Below are 16814 nucleotides of genomic sequence, written 5' to 3' on the forward strand. Positions count from 1 at the left end.
GCCGCCCCTGCACAGGGCGGCGGGGGGTTCTATCTCCGCAACACCCTGTTCCAGCAACGCCCCCTACCCTTGGTATAGAAACTGCATCGGTTGCACTGTATTGAGCCGATCAGCCCGCTTGTCTGTCTCGATGCCTCTTTTTGCAGCACAAAGACCGGCTTTTTCGTTTGGCCGCGCCATCATTGTGCCAGTTTGCTCATTTAGCCAGCAGGATGGGCCATGCCAGTCTCCATGATAGATGTACTCTGGGTCGTGCTCTGCGCCGGCCTGGTGTTTAACATGCAGTTGGGCTTTCTCTGCCTCGAAGCGGGTCTCACGCGCAGCAAGAACACCATCAATGTGGCGGTGAAGAACATGGCTGACCTGAGTGTCGCCATCCTGCTGTACTGGTTGTTCGGTTTCGGCATCATGTTTGGTGCCAGTGAGCATGGATGGTTTGGTACTGGTTTTGTCATGCTCTCTTTCCTGGATACCTGGCAGTCGGCATTCTTCCTGTTCCAGGCCATGTTCTGCACCACCGCCGCGACCATCGTTTCCGGCGCTGCCGCCGAGCGCATGCGCTTCAGCGGCTACCTGCTGGTGACCGTGCTGGCGGCCGGGGTGATCTATCCGTTCTTCGGCCACTGGGCCTGGGGCGGCAGTTTCAGCGAGGGTCAGGGCTGGCTGGCCAAACAGGGCTTCGTCGACTTTGCCGGCTCTACCGTGGTGCACAGTGTCGGTGGCTGGATCGCGCTGGCGGTTGTGCTGGTGCTCGGACCGCGCCAGGGGCGTTATGAGCTTGGCCGGCACGGCCGCAGTATGCCCGGCTCGAATCTGCCAATGGCCATGCTCGGCGCATTGTTGTTGATGTTTGGCTGGTTTGGTTTCAACGGTGGCAGTACTTTCAGCTTTGACCACAGTGTGCCTGGCATCATCGCCAATACCGTACTGGCCGGCGTCGCCGGGATCCTCGGCGGAATGATCCTGTCCTGGCTGCGCTGGCGACATGTGGACCCGGTCTATCCGCTTAACGGGTTGATCGCTGGCATGGTCGCGGTTACCGCCAGCGCGCATGTGATTGATGCCGGCGCGGCACTGCTGATTGGCCTCACAGGCGCGGTGGTCATGTACCTGGCTGACCGATTGATGTATCGCCTGAAAATCGATGATGCGGTCGGCGCGGTACCGGTGCATTTAGCCTCCGGTATCTGGGGCACGCTGGCACTGGCGCTGTTTGCCGATCTGGACCTGCTGGGTACCGGGCTGAGCCGCTGGCAGCAGCTTATGGTTCAGGGTCAGGGCGTGCTGGTGGCCGGTCTTTGGGCCTTCGGTTTGACCTGGGCGGTGCTGCGTCTGCTTAACCGCATAGTGCCCATCCGCGTCAGCGCGGAAGATGAAGTGGTGGGCCTGAATGTCTCGGAGCATGGCGCGCGCACAGAACTGGTCGAGCTGCTTGGAGCTATGGCCACGCATCAGCGTGATGGCCATTTTGCCCGGGAAGTGCCGGTTGAGCCCTTTACCGAAGTCGGTCAGATCGCCGGTCAGTACAACAAGGTGATCCGTGCGCTGCAAGCCGCGGTGGGCACTACACAGTCAATCATCCGCGATATCCGTGACGGCATTGTCACCTGCTCGCCCGAGGGGGTATTGGCGAGCTGCAATCCAGGGGCAGAGCGGCTGTTTGGCCTGGCATCAGCGGATTTGCTCGGCCAGCCGCTGCAGCGGTTGGTGGCCGAGAATAATTGGAAGGGTCTGCCGCAACCGCTGGCTGGAGGTGAGCTGAAACAGGAAGTGCTGTTCAGCCGCCATGGGCACGAGCAGTTCGTTGCCGAGCTGACGGTCAGCCGCGGGCATGAGGATGAGCATTTGCTGACCTGCATGATCCGCGATATCACCGAGCGGCGCCGCGTCGAGCAACAACTGTTTCAGGAAAAGGTGCTGGCGCAGGTCACTCTGGCCTCGATTGGTGATGGGGTGATCACTACCGGACCGGATAGCCGCATCAACTACCTGAATCCGGTCGCTGAAAAGCTGACCGGCTGGGATGGCGAACAGGCACGCGGTCGGCCACTGGAGGATATCTACCGGCTGTTTGACGAGTTTACCGGCGTACCTCTGGGGAATCCGGTGACCGCCTTGTTGCGCCGTTATCGCCAGGGGTTGCAGGGTCAGGAAGCCAATGTGCTGCTGCTGCGCCGACGCGATGGTACCGATGTGGCAATTCAGGATGCCGTAGCGCCAATCCGAAATGCCGAAGGGCATATTATCGGCGCGGTGCTGACCTTCCGTGATGTCACCACCAATCGTCGGCTGGCCCGCGAACTCTCCCATCAGGCTGCCCACGACACTTTGACCGGGCTGACCAATCGCGCCGAATTCGAGCGGCGCCTGCTCGCGGTACTGCTGATCCCGGCGGAGGAGCGTGGCGACCAGGTGCTTTGCTATATGGACCTGGATCAGTTCAAGATCGTCAATGATACCTGCGGGCATGCAGCGGGAGACGAATTGCTGCGGCAACTGACCAAACTGTTCCAGAGCCGCATCCGCAGTAGCGACGTGCTCGCCAGGCTCGGCGGTGACGAGTTCGGCTTGCTGCTGGCGGGTTGCCCATTGGAAGAGGCGGTGCCGATTGTCGATGGCATGCGCGCGCTGGTTGAAGAGTTCCGCTTTAGCTGGGAGGGCAAGACCTTTGCGGTGGGCGTCAGCATCGGCCTGGTACAGGTCGAGCAGGGAGAAACCCTGGGTAGCCTGCTCAGCGCTGCTGACAGCGCCTGCTACGCCGCCAAGGATGCCGGACGCAACCGGATTCACATTTATCAGGCAGACGATCAGCAATTGCTTGAGCGGCGTGGTGAAATGCAGTGGGTCAACCGCTTGCGCCAGGCGCTGGATGGCGACTGGCTGCGCCTCTACGTGCAGCCCATCGTTTGCGTGAAGCAGCAGGACGCGGTACCCAGTTACGAAGTGCTGGTGCGCATGCTCGCCGAAGACGGGCGCATCATCCCGCCAGGCGCCTTTATGCCTGCGGCAGAGCGTTATGCACTGGCGACCGCGATTGATCGTTGGGTAGTAGGTAACTTTCTCGCCTGGGTGGGGGATTACTCGCGGCGGATAGCTGGTAACCCGGGCAATTATTCGATCAATCTGTCCGCGGCCTCGTTGGGCGAGGAAAGCTTTCTGGAGTTTGTGCTGGAAACCCTGGCGCGGCACAAGGTGCCGGCCGAGTGCATCTGTTTCGAGCTGACCGAAACCAGTGCGATTGCCAATCTGAGCCGCGCGGTGATTTTCATGCAACGGCTCAAGGCGATTGGCTGCCGTTTTGCACTGGATGACTTTGGCTCGGGCCTGTCGTCTTTTGCCTATCTGAAAACCCTACCGGTAGACATCCTGAAAATCGACGGCGTGTTCGTCAAAGATATTGAAACCGACCCGATCGCCCGCGCCATGGTCGCCTCGATCAATACCATCGGCCATGAGATGGGGTTGATCACGGTGGCCGAGTTTGTCGAGAGCGCGGGAATCCTCGAGTGCCTGACCGAGATCGGCGTGGACTATGCGCAGGGCTATCACTTAGGCCATCCGCGGCCGCTCAGCGAGCTGGACGGTGTGCGCATGATGCCCCGTTAGCGTCACGGCAGATAGATGCGAAATTCGCCGCCGTTCAATGGTCCGCCGTTCAGCAGTTGAATATGCCCCTGCTGGCCGTTGCGCTGATGCAGTTCGGCGATGCGCTGGCCGAAATACAAACCCAGCCCGGTACTGCCGGTACTCATATTGATGCCCAACACATAATCGGACTGGTCCTCGATCATGCTGGGCGGATAGCCCTGACCGTCGTCGCTGATGGACAGCACCAGTTGCTCGTCCTCGGTCCAGGCCTTGAGATGAATAGCCGAGCGGGCATAGCGGATCGAATTATTGATCACATTACCGACCACCGAGCCGACCAGTTCGGCATCGAAAAAGGCCAGCTGCCCGTCCTCCTCGACCTCATAGCTGCCGGTGATGTGCCGCGAACCGAGAATCTCGTTGTGCCGCGCCAGCTGCGCCTGAAGAAAATCCTCCACTTCCATCCAGGCCGGGCGCATGGGCAGTTGATTGACCCCCAGTTTGTACAGGCTGAGCATCTGCACCAGCATGCCGTTCAGACGCAGGGACTCGTACTCGATCACTCCGCGTTCGCGGTTGTCGGTCAAGTCCGCGGGCAGATCCGCAGACCATTGCTGGTAAGCCTGCATCAACATGCCTAGTGAGTTTTTCATGTCGTGCACGGTAGAGGCGATCACGGTGGAAAAATCCAGCCCCTCAGGTTTGTTCTGCAGATCGTCGCTCACAGACCGGCTACCGTGTTACAGAGTTTTTGATAACGCTCATACCGTGCATCGCTGGCAGGCATGCTGCGCACTTGGTCCAGGCAGTCCAGGCATTGCGCTTTCAGCTCAGGATCGGGCTGCGCCAGAAGCATGCGCAGAAGTGACTGGGCGGTATTCAGCGCGAAGCTGATATTGCGCGGCTGCAATGTTTGCGCCTCGCGGAATAACGGCAGAGCCTCGGCGAACTGCTTTTGCTGATAAAGACGGATGCCCTGTCGATTAAGCTCCTGCGCAGCCTTGCCGCCGTTCAGAATGGCCGGGTCATCGGTTTGTTCGGCGATCGATTGCATAACCTTGGCATCGTCACCATACATTTCCGCACAGGTGTGCAGGATACCCTTGGCCTGCTCTTCCTGGCCCAGCGCTTTAAGTTGCCCGGCTACCTCAAGCGCCACTTCGGCGGAGAAGAAGGTATTCAGTTCGCCAAGCTGGGTACTGGCTTGCTGAATCAGCTTGTCGGCCTCGCGCTGGTCACCGGTCTTGATCAGCGTACTGGCTTCCATCAGCTGCGCGCGTACCTGCAGGTTGGCATCGCCCTTCCAGCTTTTGCCCAAGTCGCCGAGGGTCTTGCGGATTTCCAGTACTGCGCGCGGGTTAGGTGCCTGGTCGCCGGCCTGCTCATTCAGGCTGGCCGCCAGCCCGAGATGGCTTTCCGGGTCACGAAATTGCGAGTTCTGGCCCAGGTCCACGGCCTGTCGGTAGGCCCGCACTGCATTGTCGAAGTCGCCATTGGCCTTGGCCAGTTTGCCCAGCGACTGCTGGCGCTGCAGGCTGTTCGGCGAGATCTTTATGCCCTGCTCGATATACTCCTGCGCCTGTTTGGGCTCGCCCATGGCGGCCATCACTGCGGCCAGCCCATCGAACAGTGCCGGCAGCATCGGGAACTGGCTGATCGCCGACCGGAACAGCTCCAAGGCCTGTTCCAGCTTGCCCTGTTCCAGCCACAGGTTGCCCAGGGCAATCAGCGCCCAGGGCATTGGGCGGTCAGTCACCTGGGCCTGCAGCAGCTTTTCCAGTTCAGCACGTTGCCCGAGGGCCTTGAGGGCATTGGCTTGATAGCGCAGGCATTGCGGCGCAAAGCGTTTGTGTTCGAGAGTGACCTTTTCGCAGGCGGCAAGCACACCGCGATGGTCCTGTTTTGCCAGTGCATCGAGGATCGGCTTGAGCGCGGTCTTGCGCTCCACCAGCTTATCCAGCCGCTGTTGCAGGCTGGCGCGGTTGAAAGGTTTGGTCAGGTAGGCGTCCGGCTCGCACTCAAGCGCGCTCATGACCATCGCCTGGCTGCTTTCGGCGGTACACATGACGAAAATGCAGTGCGGGCTGATCAGCTTCAAATGATGCAGCTCTTCCAGTACCTGTTGACCATTCTTGCCGGCGCCCAGGTTGTAGTCATGCAGTATCACGTCATATTGAGTGTTGCGGCACATCGCGATCGCATCTTCGCCGCGTGGCGCGGAGTCGGCTTGTTTAACCGCCATCAGCCGCAACATACCGATAACGGACGTACGAAATTCAGAAAAGTCATCGACGACTAGAAAACGTTTTTTGCTGTAATCAATCATAGAAGCATCCGGGCAAAGCGCCTGCTAAGTAACGGGCACTATGGGCAGTATAGCTGGCTGGTTGCAAGCCTCGCGCAGATGCAGAATAAGGCAAAGTGCCACTACATGAAAGCGAGTGCCTTGAAGTTACACCTGCTGGTGTGGTGATCTCAGCCAAAAGACGGTTTTAAGACTGAGTTAAGTTTGTTGTGGATAATCGAACTAATATTTCGAAAATAGCATCCTATAGATAGTTCACTCTTACGACAGAGGCACACATGATTACACGAGGCTTGCTTGACCAGTTGCTCAAATCCGGTACCGAAATGCTGCAAGGCGGTTCTTCCTCCCAGGGCGGCGCTCAGAGTGGCAATACGCATCGGCAATCCTCCGGCAAGGGCGCTTCTTCGCTGAGCGGCCTGCTGACAGGTGCCGGAGGTGGCGCGCTCGGAGCGGGTGCCATAGGCATGTTGCTGGGTAACAAAAAGGCGCGCAAGATGGGCGGCAAGGTGATCACCTATGGCGGCCTGGCCGCGCTTGGTGTGGTCGCTTACAAGGCCTACAACAATTGGCAGCAGCAAAATGGCGACCAGCAGCGCCAGATCGAGCCACAAACCGTCGATCGCTTGCCGGCCGCGCAAGCGGAAGAGCACAGCCATGCGATTTTGCGTGCGGTGATTGGCGCTGCCAAGGCCGATGGGCACATAGACGCCCGTGAGCGCGAACTGATCGATGGCGAGGTCGCCAAGCTGACGCAGGATCCTGATTTGCAGCGTTGGTTCGACCAGGAATTGAACAAGCCGCTGGAGCCCAAGGATATCGCCGGCTCGGCCACCACGCCGGAGATGGCCGCCGAGATGTATCTGGCCAGCCTGCTGATGGTTGATGAGGAGAACTTTATGGAGCGCTCCTATCTGGAAGAGCTGGCGCGCCAGCTGTCGCTGGATCCGGCTCTCAAGGTCGAGCTGGAAAAGCAGGCACGGGTAGCCGCCTGAGTCGTTCATACTCCACCACTTGAGCTGTTGCCTGTATTCATGAAGTGATCCTGCCCCGGTTCTTGCCCGGGCAGGTCTTTGATTAGAGAGGCTTGACCATCGTCACCCTACCCACCCCGCTTTCAACCGAGCTGCCTGCAATCCTGGCCGGCCCGGTGCTACGCCGTCTATCACCTGATCGCATCCTGATCTGGCTGGTCACCAGCCAGCCGTTGGCCATGACGCTTAGTGTGCAGCCCGAGGGTGGCAGTCACTCTCGGCACGGCCTGAGCGACGGTGATGCTGAGGCAGGAAAGGGGCAGGGCCAGATATTATCGATCGGCCGGCATGCTCACGTGCAGCTGCTTGACTACGCACTGCCGCAGCCGCTGCCGGTCGATCAGCTGATCAGCTACGACCTGCTCTGGACTGATGGCGCGGGTGAACAGAGCCTGGCTGCGGTTATGCCGGAATTACGCTATCCAGGGCAGGAGACATTGTCTTTCGTCATCCCCAGCAGCAATCGGCAACTGCTGCATGGCTCCTGCCGTAAGCCACATTTTGCCGGCAAAGATGGTTTGGTGCGGGCCGAAGAGTGGCTTGGCGAGCGGCTGCTGGATCCGGAGCAACGGCCTGACTGGCTGTTGATGACCGGAGATCAGGTGTACTCCGACGATGTCGCGGGGCCGATGCTGGTAGCGATACACCGGTTAATCGAACGTCTCGGCCTGTATGACGAGAAGCTTGAAGGCGCTACGGTGGATGATAGCCAGGCGCTCTATCAGAGTGACAAAAGCTACTATCAGCGTGAACAACTGTTGCCTGATGTACAGGGCAACGTGGCACTGCGCGAACGTTTCTTCGGCGGTGTGAAAAAGCCGGTGTTCACCTCGACCCATGCGCGCAATCACCTGATGACCCTGAGTGAAGTGCTGGCGATGTATCTGTTGGTCTGGTCGCCGGTGCCCTGGCGGCTGATTGATCGGCAGGGCAAGCCTGTACTGGCGCAGGAGCAGGAAGAGGCATATCGGGAAGAGCAGGAGATCATCAACGACTTCGTTGATGGCCTGCCCCAGGTAGCGCGGCTGTTGGCGCACATGCCGAGCCTGATGATTTTCGACGATCACGATGTGACCGACGACTGGAATCTGACCGCCGACTGGGAAAGCACCGCCTACGGGCACCCGTTCTCCCGGCGCATCATCGGTAATGCCCTGGTGGCCTATCTGCTCTGCCAGGCCTGGGGTAATGATCCAGACCGGGTCAGCAAACCCCTGGCTGAGCTGGAAAGTCTATTGGGCAGTGCCAACGAGAGCGGTTGGCTGGATGCGGCTGCTCAGGACGCCACGATCGACAACCTGTTGCGCTTCCATGCCTGGGAATATCAAGTCCCGGGCACGCCCCATCTGATCGTGCTGGATACCCGCACCCGCCGCTGGCGCAGTGAGCGTAGCCCTGGACGCCCCTCAGGGCTGATGGATTGGGAGTCGCTGACCGAGATGCAACAGCGCATGCTGGACAAGAAAGGCGTTGTGATCGTCTCGCCAGCGCCCATGTTTGGCGTCAAGCTGATCGAAGGGGTACAGAAGCTGTTTACCCTGGTGGGCAAACCGCTGCTGGTCGACGCCGAAAACTGGATGGCCCATCGTGGCGCGGCCAGGGTCATGTTGAATATTTTCCGCCATTCGCGCACCCCGGGTAATTTCGTCGTACTCTCCGGAGATGTGCATTATTCCTACGTCTACGACATCCGCATTCGCCACCGCGACCGGGGCCCGCATATATGGCAGATCACCAGCAGCGGCCTGAAGAATGCCTTTCCCGTCTCACTGCTGGACTGGTTCGACCGCCTTAACCGATGGTTGTATGCGCCCTGGTCGCCACTCAACTGGCTGACCAAACGCCGCCGCATGCAGATCACTCCGCGTGATCCTGATCAGGCGAGCTCCGGTGAGCGTGTTTGGAATGGCACTGGCATTGGCTTGGTGATCATGGACCAGGACGGCAGGCCAGTGGATGTACGGCAGTTGGATGCGCGAGGGATGGTGGTGAGATTTTCTGAGCAGTCCAGCTAATTCCAGGCCACTGGCCAGCTCGGGTAGTCGGGATTCTAGATTGCTGCTAGATTACGGCCCATAAACGAGCAATGCAGTTAAACCAGCCAGGGTAAAACAATGGTGGCAACTGACAGAGCGCAAGACCCAGTCGGTTTAGGCCCGTTGCTCCTGGCAACCGGGCGACGTGATCAGCAGGCATTCGAACATCTTTACCGCCTCACCAGTGCCAAGCTCTTCGGTATCTGTAAGCGCATGTTGGTGCAACGCAGCGATGCCGAAGATGTGCTGCAAGAAATCTATCTGACGATCTGGAACAAAGCTTCACAGTTCGACGAGGCGCGGGGCACTCCGATTACCTGGCTGACCACGATCGCACGCTCCAAATGCATCGACCGGCTGCGGCTGGGTGGTGTTGAGCGGCATACGGACATGATCGACCCTGACCAATTGCCGGAGCCGGAGGGAGTTGACCCGGTCGAGTTCGCCAGTGATCAGCTGCGGCTGGCCAACTGCCTTGCCCGACTGCAGAACCAGCACCGTACCGTTATCAGAACAGCCTTCTTTGACGGTTGTACTTATCATGATCTTGCAGCTCGCACGGGCGTGCCGCTTGGCACCATGAAGAGCTGGATTCGACGTGGCTTGCTGAGCCTCAAGGCGTGCCTGGAGCAATGAACACAACCCAATCATTAAGCGAAGATGACGATCTGCGGTTGGCGGAATATGCGCTGGGCGTATTGGATGCTGATCAGCGGCAATTCGTCGAAACGCAGCTTGCCTCTGCCCCGGAGTACGCGCAGCGGCTGACCGAGTGGCATGAGCGCCTTGCGCCGATGCTGGGAGAAATTACAGATGAGGCGCCGCCAGCTTATGCCTGGGCTCGCATCCGCGATAGCCTCGGGCATGTACAGCCCCGCGCCCTTGTTGCCGAGCCTCAACCAACCAGCACCATCTGGAGTAGTTTGGCACTCTGGCGTGGGTTCTCTGCTGCGGGACTCGCCGCAGCGCTGATCATGGCAGTTTTGTTGGTAGTGATGCTGCCTGCTGAAGACGAAATGCAACCCGCAGGTACGATGCTGACGGCCGCGCTGCAACTGGACAACGGCGAGATGGTTTACACCGCGACCTTGGATGCCAGCCGGCGCAGCCTGATCGTAGTCCCAGTCGGGGACATTGCGCTCGACGGTCGGGCAGCCGAACTCTGGCTGATTTCTGGCGATTTGCCTCCGCAGTCGCTTGGCTTGCTGCCTGCCGATGGCGCAGTGCGTCTGGCTGTTCCCGTAGAGCTTGGGACGCTGGCGAATGCGAGCAGCGTTTTCGCTATTTCGCTAGAGCCGCCCGGCGGTTCGCCAACTGGGCTGCCCACCGGCCCGGTGGTTGCGCAGGGGGTGCTGGCAGACATCTGATCTGCAGGAGTTCCAGGGCTGCTTCGCCGGCACGTGTTTAGCTCGCGTCCGGCTGGCAGCCAGTTCCCTGTGCGTATTCCAACACCTTCCCATCCTGCTGTCGGGCGGAGTTTGCCCTGCTAATTGCTCGCGCATGAAATAAAAAATAGTTTTGCTGCATCCGTTTCCCAAGTCGTTGCGTAACTTCATGGAGGTAACCAACAACAAACGAGAAGGGAATACATATGAATCGGCATTACGCACGTTCCTTACTGTCAAAATCCGTACTGGCGACTGTGGTGCTTGGCGCAGGTCTTGGCTCGGCTGTCAGCTTGGCCTCCAGTCACCGCGAGGCGCCTTTTATCACTGAGGTGCCCAAGGTCGACGGGACGGACTTCTACATGTTCCGCAGTTATGAGCTTGGCCGCGAAGACACGGTCACGCTGATCGCCAACTATCTGCCTCTGCAGGACGCTTATGGCGGGCCGAATTATTTCGACCTGGACGGCAATGCGATCTATGAAATCCATGTCGACAACACCGGTAACGCAGAGGAAGACATCACCTTTCGCTTCAAGTTGACCGACGTAAAGCAGGACCTGCAACTGACTATTGGTGATAACGGTGATACCCGCCAGGTATCGGTACCGCTTAAAAATATCGGTGGCATCGGACCGGCGGCCGACCAGACCGACGCTGTGCAGACTAGGCAAACCTATGAAGTGAGTGTTATTCGCGGTGACCGACGCACCGGCACCACTGAAACGGTAATGAACGCGTTCGACCAGTCAGCGACCTTCAACAAGCCAGTGGACAACATAGGCAATAAGTCCTTCAGCGATTATGAAGCCTACGCCAACGACCACATCTACGATGCCATTATTCCCGGCTGTAACGGTACTGCGCGGGTGTTTGTCGGCCAACGCAAGGAGGCTTTTGCCGTCAACCTTGGCGAAATCTTCGACTTGGTTAACACCAATCCGCTAGGTGGACGCAATGCAGAACGCAACGACCTGGCCGACAAGAACGTCACCTCTTTAGCCTTGGAGGTTCCAACTTCCTGTCTGACCGGCACAGCAGCCAACAGCAACAACCAGAAAGTCATCGGCGCCTGGACCACAGCCAGCTTGCGCCAGGCGCGCGTCCTTAATCCTCAGCCCACAGCCGATGGCAAAGGCGCCAGCATTCAAGGCGGGGCCTACACTCAGGTATCGCGTCTGGGCATGCCGTTGGTTAATGAAGTCGTCATTGGCCTCAAAGACAAAGATGCGTTCAACGCCAGTGAGCCGAAGGATGATGGTCAATTTGCTACCTACGTAACGCACCCAACACTGCCTGAACTGCTGGAGATACTCTTCGCGGGAACTGCCGTAGCCCCGAATCAGTTCCCACGTAGCGACCTGGTCACGGCGTTTCTCACCGGGGTCCCAGCAGTGAACCAGCCAGAGGGTGTGGTCGCGTCTGAAATGTTGCGCCTTAACCCGGAAATCGAAGTAACCCAGCCCGGGTTTCAAAATGATCTTGGTGTTCTTGGTAGCGACAACGCTGGCTTTCCCAATGGCCGCAGACCGATTGACGACGTCGTTGACGTGTCCCTGCGGGTGGCGATGGGCGCGTTGATTGCCGACCAGAATGTTGCACCTAACAATGAGGCGCCTTTCACCGACGGCGTCCAGGTGGATCCCTCCAGCCTGCAGTCAACCTTCCCGTACCTGAGCACGCCGCTACCCGGCGCGCCTAACTAAGGAGCGACTGACATGAGCATGATCAAGACACTGTGTTTGTTGAGCCTGAGCGGACTGCTGCTCACTGGTTGTCTCGGTGGCGGCGGTGGCGGCAGTAGCAATAACGGGGGTGGCGGGGATGTCGGCGGTGGTGATCCGGGGATTCAGCCGACCTCGTTTACGGCGCTGGTCAAGGATATCTTTGCCAGCACCAGCGACACGGCCGATCCGTTGGCAATCAACGGGCTTGCTATTACCTACGACGATCAGGACAACGAAGGGGCGTTCGATGATCTTCTCGGTGAGCCATAAGGGAGGCCGGGGCAGGCGCCCCGGCGTTCTTTTTATCCTCGGTCTCCTGGGCTTTCCCCTGATCGCATGGGGGAGCGCCATAGGCACCAGGGTTGATATGCCGCCGCGTGATTTGGTGGTTCTCTCTGCCGAGGAAACCGCAACAGCCGCTGCGGCAAGCGCTGCGTTGCCTGCAGCGTTGCTTTCCGCCACCGCCGTAGTGCAAGAGCTGCGCGCGCTGATTGAGCTTTCCCGGGCCACGGGCAGTCCGCGGCCGCTGGGATTGGCCGATGGGTTGCTGAGGCGTTTATCCGAGGCGCAATGGACCGCTGATGTGTATCTGATGCGCGCAACAATTCATCAACGTTTGCATCGTTTCGATCAGGCAGAGGCCGATCTGGATCGGGTGTTGGCGCTCCAGCCAGGCAACCGTCAGGCTTGGCTTACCCGCTACAGCATCGCACTCGTGCGTAATGACCTTGTAGCAGCCGGGCGGGCCTGCGAGCAGCTCGGGCAAGGCAGTGCCAACCTGCTGGCTGCAAGTTGTAAACAGGAATTGGCTAGTTTTGCCGCTCGGCCCGATCAAGCCTTTGACCGTTTGCGTCAGGCACTTGAGCAGTCCACCAGTGCCAGCGCTACTGAGCGTGATTACGCTCTGCTCACCCTGACGGAAATGGCCGAGCGCCTTGAGCTGCCACAGGCCGGAGCCTACTGGCAACGCAGTTTTCTGCAAAACCCGGATGATCTCTATCGACGTGCGCGGTATGCCGACTGGCTGCTCTCCGAGGGTCAGCATGAGCAAGCACTTGAGCTAACCCGTGGATTTAACGACGTCGACACCCTTGCAGTGCTGCACGCTATCGCCATGACGCGTCTGGACCATCCGGAACAGGAAACGCTGGTAGCCGAACTGGAGGACCGGTTTGCCGAAGCACGCTGGCGCGGGGACTTTTTGCACCATTGGGAGTACGGCCGTTTTCTGCTTGATGTGAAAGGCGATGCTGATGCTGCGCTTGTCGTGGCTCGAGCCAACTGGGAGACTCAGCGCGCCCAGCCGGATCGCGAGCTGTTGGTGCGCGCGGCAGCTGTTGCGGATGAGCCAGTGGTTCTCGATGCCCTGAGCGACGACGACCGAGGTACATTATGAAAAGTGCCATCATCATAGCGCTGCTGGCTTTCCTCATGGCCGGTAGCGCACATGCCCACAAGGCAAGCGACAGCTTTCTGTATTGGCAGCCGGCTGTAGCTGATGCCCCTGGCCGGCTGGATATCGCATTGGTAGATTTGGCCCGGACTGTGACGCTTGACGGGGATGGCGACGGACAAGTGCGCTGGGGCGAAGTGCTGGATCGCCAAGCCAGTATAAAGCGCTACTTGACAACACAACTGCTGATCATGGCAGGCGATCTGCAATGCCAGGTGGACTGGCGTATGGCTGGTATGACGCAACACAGCGACGGCAACTATCTGGTTGTGACGTTTCGGCCTGACTGTTTTAGCTCAGCCATCATTGCCTCGGATTTGAACTACAACCTGTTTTTTGACCAGGACCCATTACATCGCGCTCTGGTCATGACGCGTATCGAGGGCAGTGATCGACTGACAGTACTCAGCCCAGACCAACGAACGCTGACGTTTGCCCATGAGCCTGGTATCTGGCAAACCGCCGCGGAATTCATCTGGGAAGGAATGGTGCACTTGTGGATTGGCTATGATCACATGCTGTTTCTGCTGGCGTTGCTGCTGCCGGCCGCGGTGCGGCGCGAAAGGGGTCGCTGGGTAGTAGAAGACAAGCTCAGTAAAGCGGTGAAGGACGTCGCGCTGATTGTTACCGCGTTCACTGTCGCCCACTCAGTCACTCTGGTAATCGCCACCCTGGGCGTCGTCCGGTTGCCTATCGAGTGGGTTGAAACCTTTATCGCGTTGTCTATTGTTGCCGCCGCAGTCAATATCGTCTGGCCCTTCCTGGGCCAGCGCAGGTACCTGGTGGGCTTCGGTTTCGGTTTGATCCACGGCTTTGGCTTTGCCAGTGTGCTCGCGGACTTCATGAGTGACACCTCCTCACGCCTGATTGCGCTGGCGAGCTTCAATATAGGCGTGGAGCTGGCCCAACTGGTAGTGGTGCTGGCGGTCTTGCCGGTAATTTTTTTGCTGCGCAGGCATTGGTTTTACCAGCGGGTAGTGATGCCGGCCGGGGTTGTTATTGTCGCGTTGACGGGCTCGGTTTGGGCGTGGGAGCGGGTGCCGCTTTAGCGGTGGCTGAAAAACATGAGCGGGAGGGCTAACAGCGCTCGTGAGCCTGTTGCTTCGCCGCTCTATTCAGCCTGTAGATGGCGGAGCAGATAATCCTTTACCGTGTCCAGAACCTCTTGCGAAAGCGCTTCATTATCCAGCGCGCGGGCGAATCCGAGGGCGCCTACCATGGTGCTGAAGGCGACTATAGCGCGCGCTCGCGCATCGGGATGCTCCGCACCCAGCAGATCAGCTATCCAATCGAAAGAGCGTTCAAGATGGGTAGTGAAGAGTGCTTTGCTGTCGCCTCGCGCCCGCGGAATATCATTGGCAAGGGCGGCCACTGCGCAACCTTCGCCAGGATTGTCACGATGCTTTATGCTCAGATACCCCGTTACAAAGGACTCGAACGCGGCATCGCCGCCAGAGCTGTAACGCTTGCGGGAGCTGGCCAGCGCAACCTCTAGCGCCTCCGTTACCAGATCATCCCGCGAGGTGAAATGCTTGTAAAAGCCGCCATGGGTCAAGCCGGCTTCTTTCATCAGATTGGCAATGCTGACCCCGTCGACGCCGGACTCTCTAAAACGCTTCGCGGCGGTAGAAACGATGTGCTCGTGGCTCTGCTGTTTGCTGGCGCGCGAATGTCCCATAGGGTTGTCCTTGGCTGAAATAAAAGGGAGGGTAAGGGCTGCCGTCCCTGGCAACAAGGGCTATTTGCTACCAGGGCTCGGCATAGGGACGTACCTCCGCAAGGAATGACCAGGCGCTTTTCGGCTGCTGAATCAGGTGTAGCACCTCACCTGCGATAGCGTCAGGCTGGATAAAGAAATCATCCGGTTTGGCTGGGTATCGCTCCCTCGTCCAGGGCACATCAATGACGGCGTCAATGATCACATAAGCGACGTGCACGCCCTTGGGCCCGAGCTCCCGTGCCATCGATTCGGCGAGAATGCGTTGTGCCGCCTTAGTCGGGGCGAACCCGGCAAAGTGGGCTTTGCCTCGCAGCGCCGAGGTATTGCCGGTCACGATGATACTGCCCTTGCCAGCGCTGAGCATCATGGGTGCATAGCGTCTGGCAAGATGCATCAAGGCCATCACGTTGGTCTGGAAGTTGGCCTCCAGCACCGTCGGCTCCACCTCCATAAAATTGCCGAAGGCGCCGCCCACGGCGTTATGCACCAACACTTCGGGGCTGCCGAATTGGGCTTCAACTGCAGCGCAGACGGTTTCCAGTGCCGCGGTATCGGTCACATCGACGGCAAAGGCGTGGCTGTCAGGGACCTGCGCTGCGAGCTCGTCCAGCCGTTGCTGATTACGTGCCAGCATGGCAACGCGATAGCCCGCTGCAGCCAGGCGCCGCACAATCGCCGAGCCGGTGCCTGGGCCTACGCCGGTTACGATGGCAAGTGGCTTACTCATGGTGATTCTCCTCGTTGAGCGTGTTTTGTGCCAAAGCATCACGCACGAATGCCAGGCGATCATTACCGAAGAACATGTCGTCACCGACAAAGAAGGTCGGTGCACCAAATACCCCGCGTTGTGCTGCGTTGGTAACGTTGTCACTCAGACGGCCTCGAATATCTTCCTCCTCGGCACGCTGCCAGATATCAGCGTCAACGCTGTTGGCGCGCAGGAATGCAATGCGGCCTTCGGGCGTAGCAAGGTCCACCGGGATACCCCAGTAGGCAGTAAAGAGCGCGTCATGGACGGTATCGAACACGCCCAGATCCGCCGCCGCCAGGGCGGCGCGCGAGAACAGGTCCGGCTCGATCTGGCCGCTGCTCATGGCTTGCATCGCTGCGGCGTTGGGGTTCATTGGAACGCCATAGATACGCGCCCAGCGGCCGGCGTCCATACGGGAATAGCGCGCTTTGGCCGGGCATTTTGGCGACGGCTGATTGCCGACAATATCCATCACCGCGACGATATCCACTGATATGTACTCAGCTGGTACGGGCAGGGTTTTGAGCTGGCTGTTGGCCAGATAGGCATAGGGGCTTCGGTAATCAAAAATGAATTGCAGGCTCATGGGGGTTACTCCTCTGATGGAACGCTCGAACATATTGGATGTTAGTTAACATCCTAACAGGATGTCAAATATAATCCAGAAATCATAAGATGCTCGCTGATACTTTGGCGTGGCCATCGTCGGCATTGGGGTTTACGTATAAGCGCTTACAAATACGCGCCTACACATAGCGGGCGTTGCCGCTCACGATTAACATAGCAAGCGCGGCCAAAGCCGGGCCGGCAGGTCG

14 protein-coding genes are annotated in these 16814 nt (G+C 58.9%); 9 read left to right on the forward strand and 5 right to left on the reverse strand.

Going from position 1 to position 16814, the window contains the following annotated elements:
- The first annotated feature begins 219 nt into the window (after positions 1-219).
- Entirely contained in the window at positions 220-3606 is a 3387-nt protein-coding gene (gene amt / locus DT594_RS12980) for an ammonium transporter (protein WP_149333048.1), read from the forward strand.
- 2 nt (positions 3607-3608) lie between these two features.
- Here amt and DT594_RS12985 read toward each other — a convergent pair whose 3' ends face one another.
- Together DT594_RS12985 and DT594_RS12990 are read right to left on the reverse strand one after the other, a co-directional pair.
- On the reverse strand, positions 3609-4301 hold the full coding sequence (locus DT594_RS12985) for a sensor histidine kinase (RefSeq protein WP_425460557.1): 693 nt from the start codon (positions 4299-4301) through the stop codon (positions 3609-3611).
- An 8-nt stretch (positions 4302-4309) separates the two neighbouring features.
- Complete coding sequence (locus DT594_RS12990) at positions 4310-5914, reverse strand: tetratricopeptide repeat-containing response regulator (protein ID WP_149333049.1); 1605 nt, start codon at positions 5912-5914, stop codon at positions 4310-4312.
- 257 nt (positions 5915-6171) lie between these two features.
- Between DT594_RS12990 and DT594_RS12995 the strand changes: the two genes are divergently transcribed.
- The 8 genes from DT594_RS12995 (at position 6172) to DT594_RS13030 (ending at position 14577) form a co-directional block, all read left to right on the forward strand.
- Positions 6172-6888 carry a tellurite resistance TerB family protein gene (locus DT594_RS12995; RefSeq protein WP_149333050.1) on the forward strand — a complete coding sequence of 239 codons (717 nt, stop codon included), beginning with the start codon at positions 6172-6174 and terminating at the stop codon, positions 6886-6888.
- A 92-nt stretch (positions 6889-6980) separates the two neighbouring features.
- On the forward strand, positions 6981-8942 hold the full coding sequence (locus DT594_RS13000) for an alkaline phosphatase D family protein (protein WP_246164633.1): 1962 nt from the start codon (positions 6981-6983) through the stop codon (positions 8940-8942).
- 99 nt (positions 8943-9041) lie between these two features.
- A complete protein-coding gene (locus tag DT594_RS13005; protein WP_149333051.1) occupies positions 9042-9599 on the forward strand; it encodes a sigma-70 family RNA polymerase sigma factor in 558 nt (185 codons plus the stop codon).
- Positions 9596-10330: an anti-sigma factor gene (locus DT594_RS13010; RefSeq protein WP_149333052.1), complete on the forward strand. Its 735-nt coding sequence runs from the start codon at positions 9596-9598 to the stop codon at positions 10328-10330. The genes DT594_RS13005 and DT594_RS13010 overlap by 4 nt, the downstream gene beginning before the upstream one ends.
- 224 nt (positions 10331-10554) lie before the next feature.
- On the forward strand, positions 10555-12054 hold the full coding sequence (locus tag DT594_RS13015) for a DUF4331 domain-containing protein (RefSeq protein WP_149333053.1): 1500 nt from the start codon (positions 10555-10557) through the stop codon (positions 12052-12054).
- 12 nt (positions 12055-12066) lie between these two features.
- A complete protein-coding gene (locus DT594_RS13020) occupies positions 12067-12345 on the forward strand; it encodes a hypothetical protein (RefSeq protein ID WP_149333054.1) in 279 nt (92 codons plus the stop codon).
- 97 nt (positions 12346-12442) lie between these two features.
- Positions 12443-13471 (forward strand): tetratricopeptide repeat protein, encoded by a 1029-nt coding sequence (locus DT594_RS13025; RefSeq protein WP_149333055.1) that lies wholly within the window; start codon positions 12443-12445, stop codon positions 13469-13471.
- Positions 13468-14577 carry a HupE/UreJ family protein gene (locus DT594_RS13030; protein ID WP_149333056.1) on the forward strand — a complete coding sequence of 370 codons (1110 nt, stop codon included), beginning with the start codon at positions 13468-13470 and terminating at the stop codon, positions 14575-14577. The genes DT594_RS13025 and DT594_RS13030 overlap by 4 nt, the downstream gene beginning before the upstream one ends.
- A 62-nt stretch (positions 14578-14639) precedes the next feature.
- On the opposite strand, the gene DT594_RS13035 is transcribed toward DT594_RS13030, so the two are convergent.
- The 3 genes from DT594_RS13035 to DT594_RS13045 all read right to left on the reverse strand — a co-directional run bounded on the left by DT594_RS13035 (position 14640) and on the right by DT594_RS13045 (position 16585).
- A complete protein-coding gene (locus DT594_RS13035; protein ID WP_149333057.1) occupies positions 14640-15206 on the reverse strand; it encodes a TetR/AcrR family transcriptional regulator in 567 nt (188 codons plus the stop codon).
- A gap of 67 nt (positions 15207-15273) precedes the next feature.
- Complete coding sequence (locus DT594_RS13040) at positions 15274-15975, reverse strand: SDR family NAD(P)-dependent oxidoreductase (protein ID WP_149333058.1); 702 nt, start codon at positions 15973-15975, stop codon at positions 15274-15276.
- Positions 15968-16585, reverse strand: a complete 618-nt coding sequence (locus DT594_RS13045) for a 2-hydroxychromene-2-carboxylate isomerase (protein WP_178091519.1) — start codon at positions 16583-16585, stop codon at positions 15968-15970. Before DT594_RS13045 ends, DT594_RS13040 begins: the two co-directional genes overlap by 8 nt.
- Positions 16586-16814 lie beyond the last annotated feature (229 nt).

This window comes from Halopseudomonas laoshanensis (assembly GCF_008365385.1).
In the GTDB taxonomy this organism is placed as follows: domain Bacteria; phylum Pseudomonadota; class Gammaproteobacteria; order Pseudomonadales; family Pseudomonadaceae; genus Halopseudomonas; species Halopseudomonas laoshanensis.

Bases quoted from the DNA above. Each gene is read 5' to 3' on its own strand.
- amt (WP_149333048.1), top strand. From the start codon at position 220: ATGCCAGTCTCCATGATAGATGTACTCTGGGTCGTGCTCTGCGCCGGC.
- DT594_RS12990 (WP_149333049.1), bottom strand. From the start codon at position 5,914: ATGATTGATTACAGCAAAAAACGTTTTCTAGTCGTCGATGACTTTTCT.
- DT594_RS12995 (WP_149333050.1), top strand. From the start codon at position 6,172: ATGATTACACGAGGCTTGCTTGACCAGTTGCTCAAATCCGGTACCGAA.
- DT594_RS13005 (WP_149333051.1), top strand. From the start codon at position 9,042: ATGGTGGCAACTGACAGAGCGCAAGACCCAGTCGGTTTAGGCCCGTTG.
- DT594_RS13010 (WP_149333052.1), top strand. From the start codon at position 9,596: ATGAACACAACCCAATCATTAAGCGAAGATGACGATCTGCGGTTGGCG.
- DT594_RS13015 (WP_149333053.1), top strand. From the start codon at position 10,555: ATGAATCGGCATTACGCACGTTCCTTACTGTCAAAATCCGTACTGGCG.
- DT594_RS13020 (WP_149333054.1), top strand. From the start codon at position 12,067: ATGAGCATGATCAAGACACTGTGTTTGTTGAGCCTGAGCGGACTGCTG.
- DT594_RS13025 (WP_149333055.1), top strand. From the start codon at position 12,443: ATGCCGCCGCGTGATTTGGTGGTTCTCTCTGCCGAGGAAACCGCAACA.
- DT594_RS13030 (WP_149333056.1), top strand. From the start codon at position 13,468: ATGAAAAGTGCCATCATCATAGCGCTGCTGGCTTTCCTCATGGCCGGT.
- DT594_RS13035 (WP_149333057.1), bottom strand. From the start codon at position 15,206: ATGGGACATTCGCGCGCCAGCAAACAGCAGAGCCACGAGCACATCGTT.
- DT594_RS13040 (WP_149333058.1), bottom strand. From the start codon at position 15,975: ATGAGTAAGCCACTTGCCATCGTAACCGGCGTAGGCCCAGGCACCGGC.
- DT594_RS13045 (WP_178091519.1), bottom strand. From the start codon at position 16,585: ATGAGCCTGCAATTCATTTTTGATTACCGAAGCCCCTATGCCTATCTG.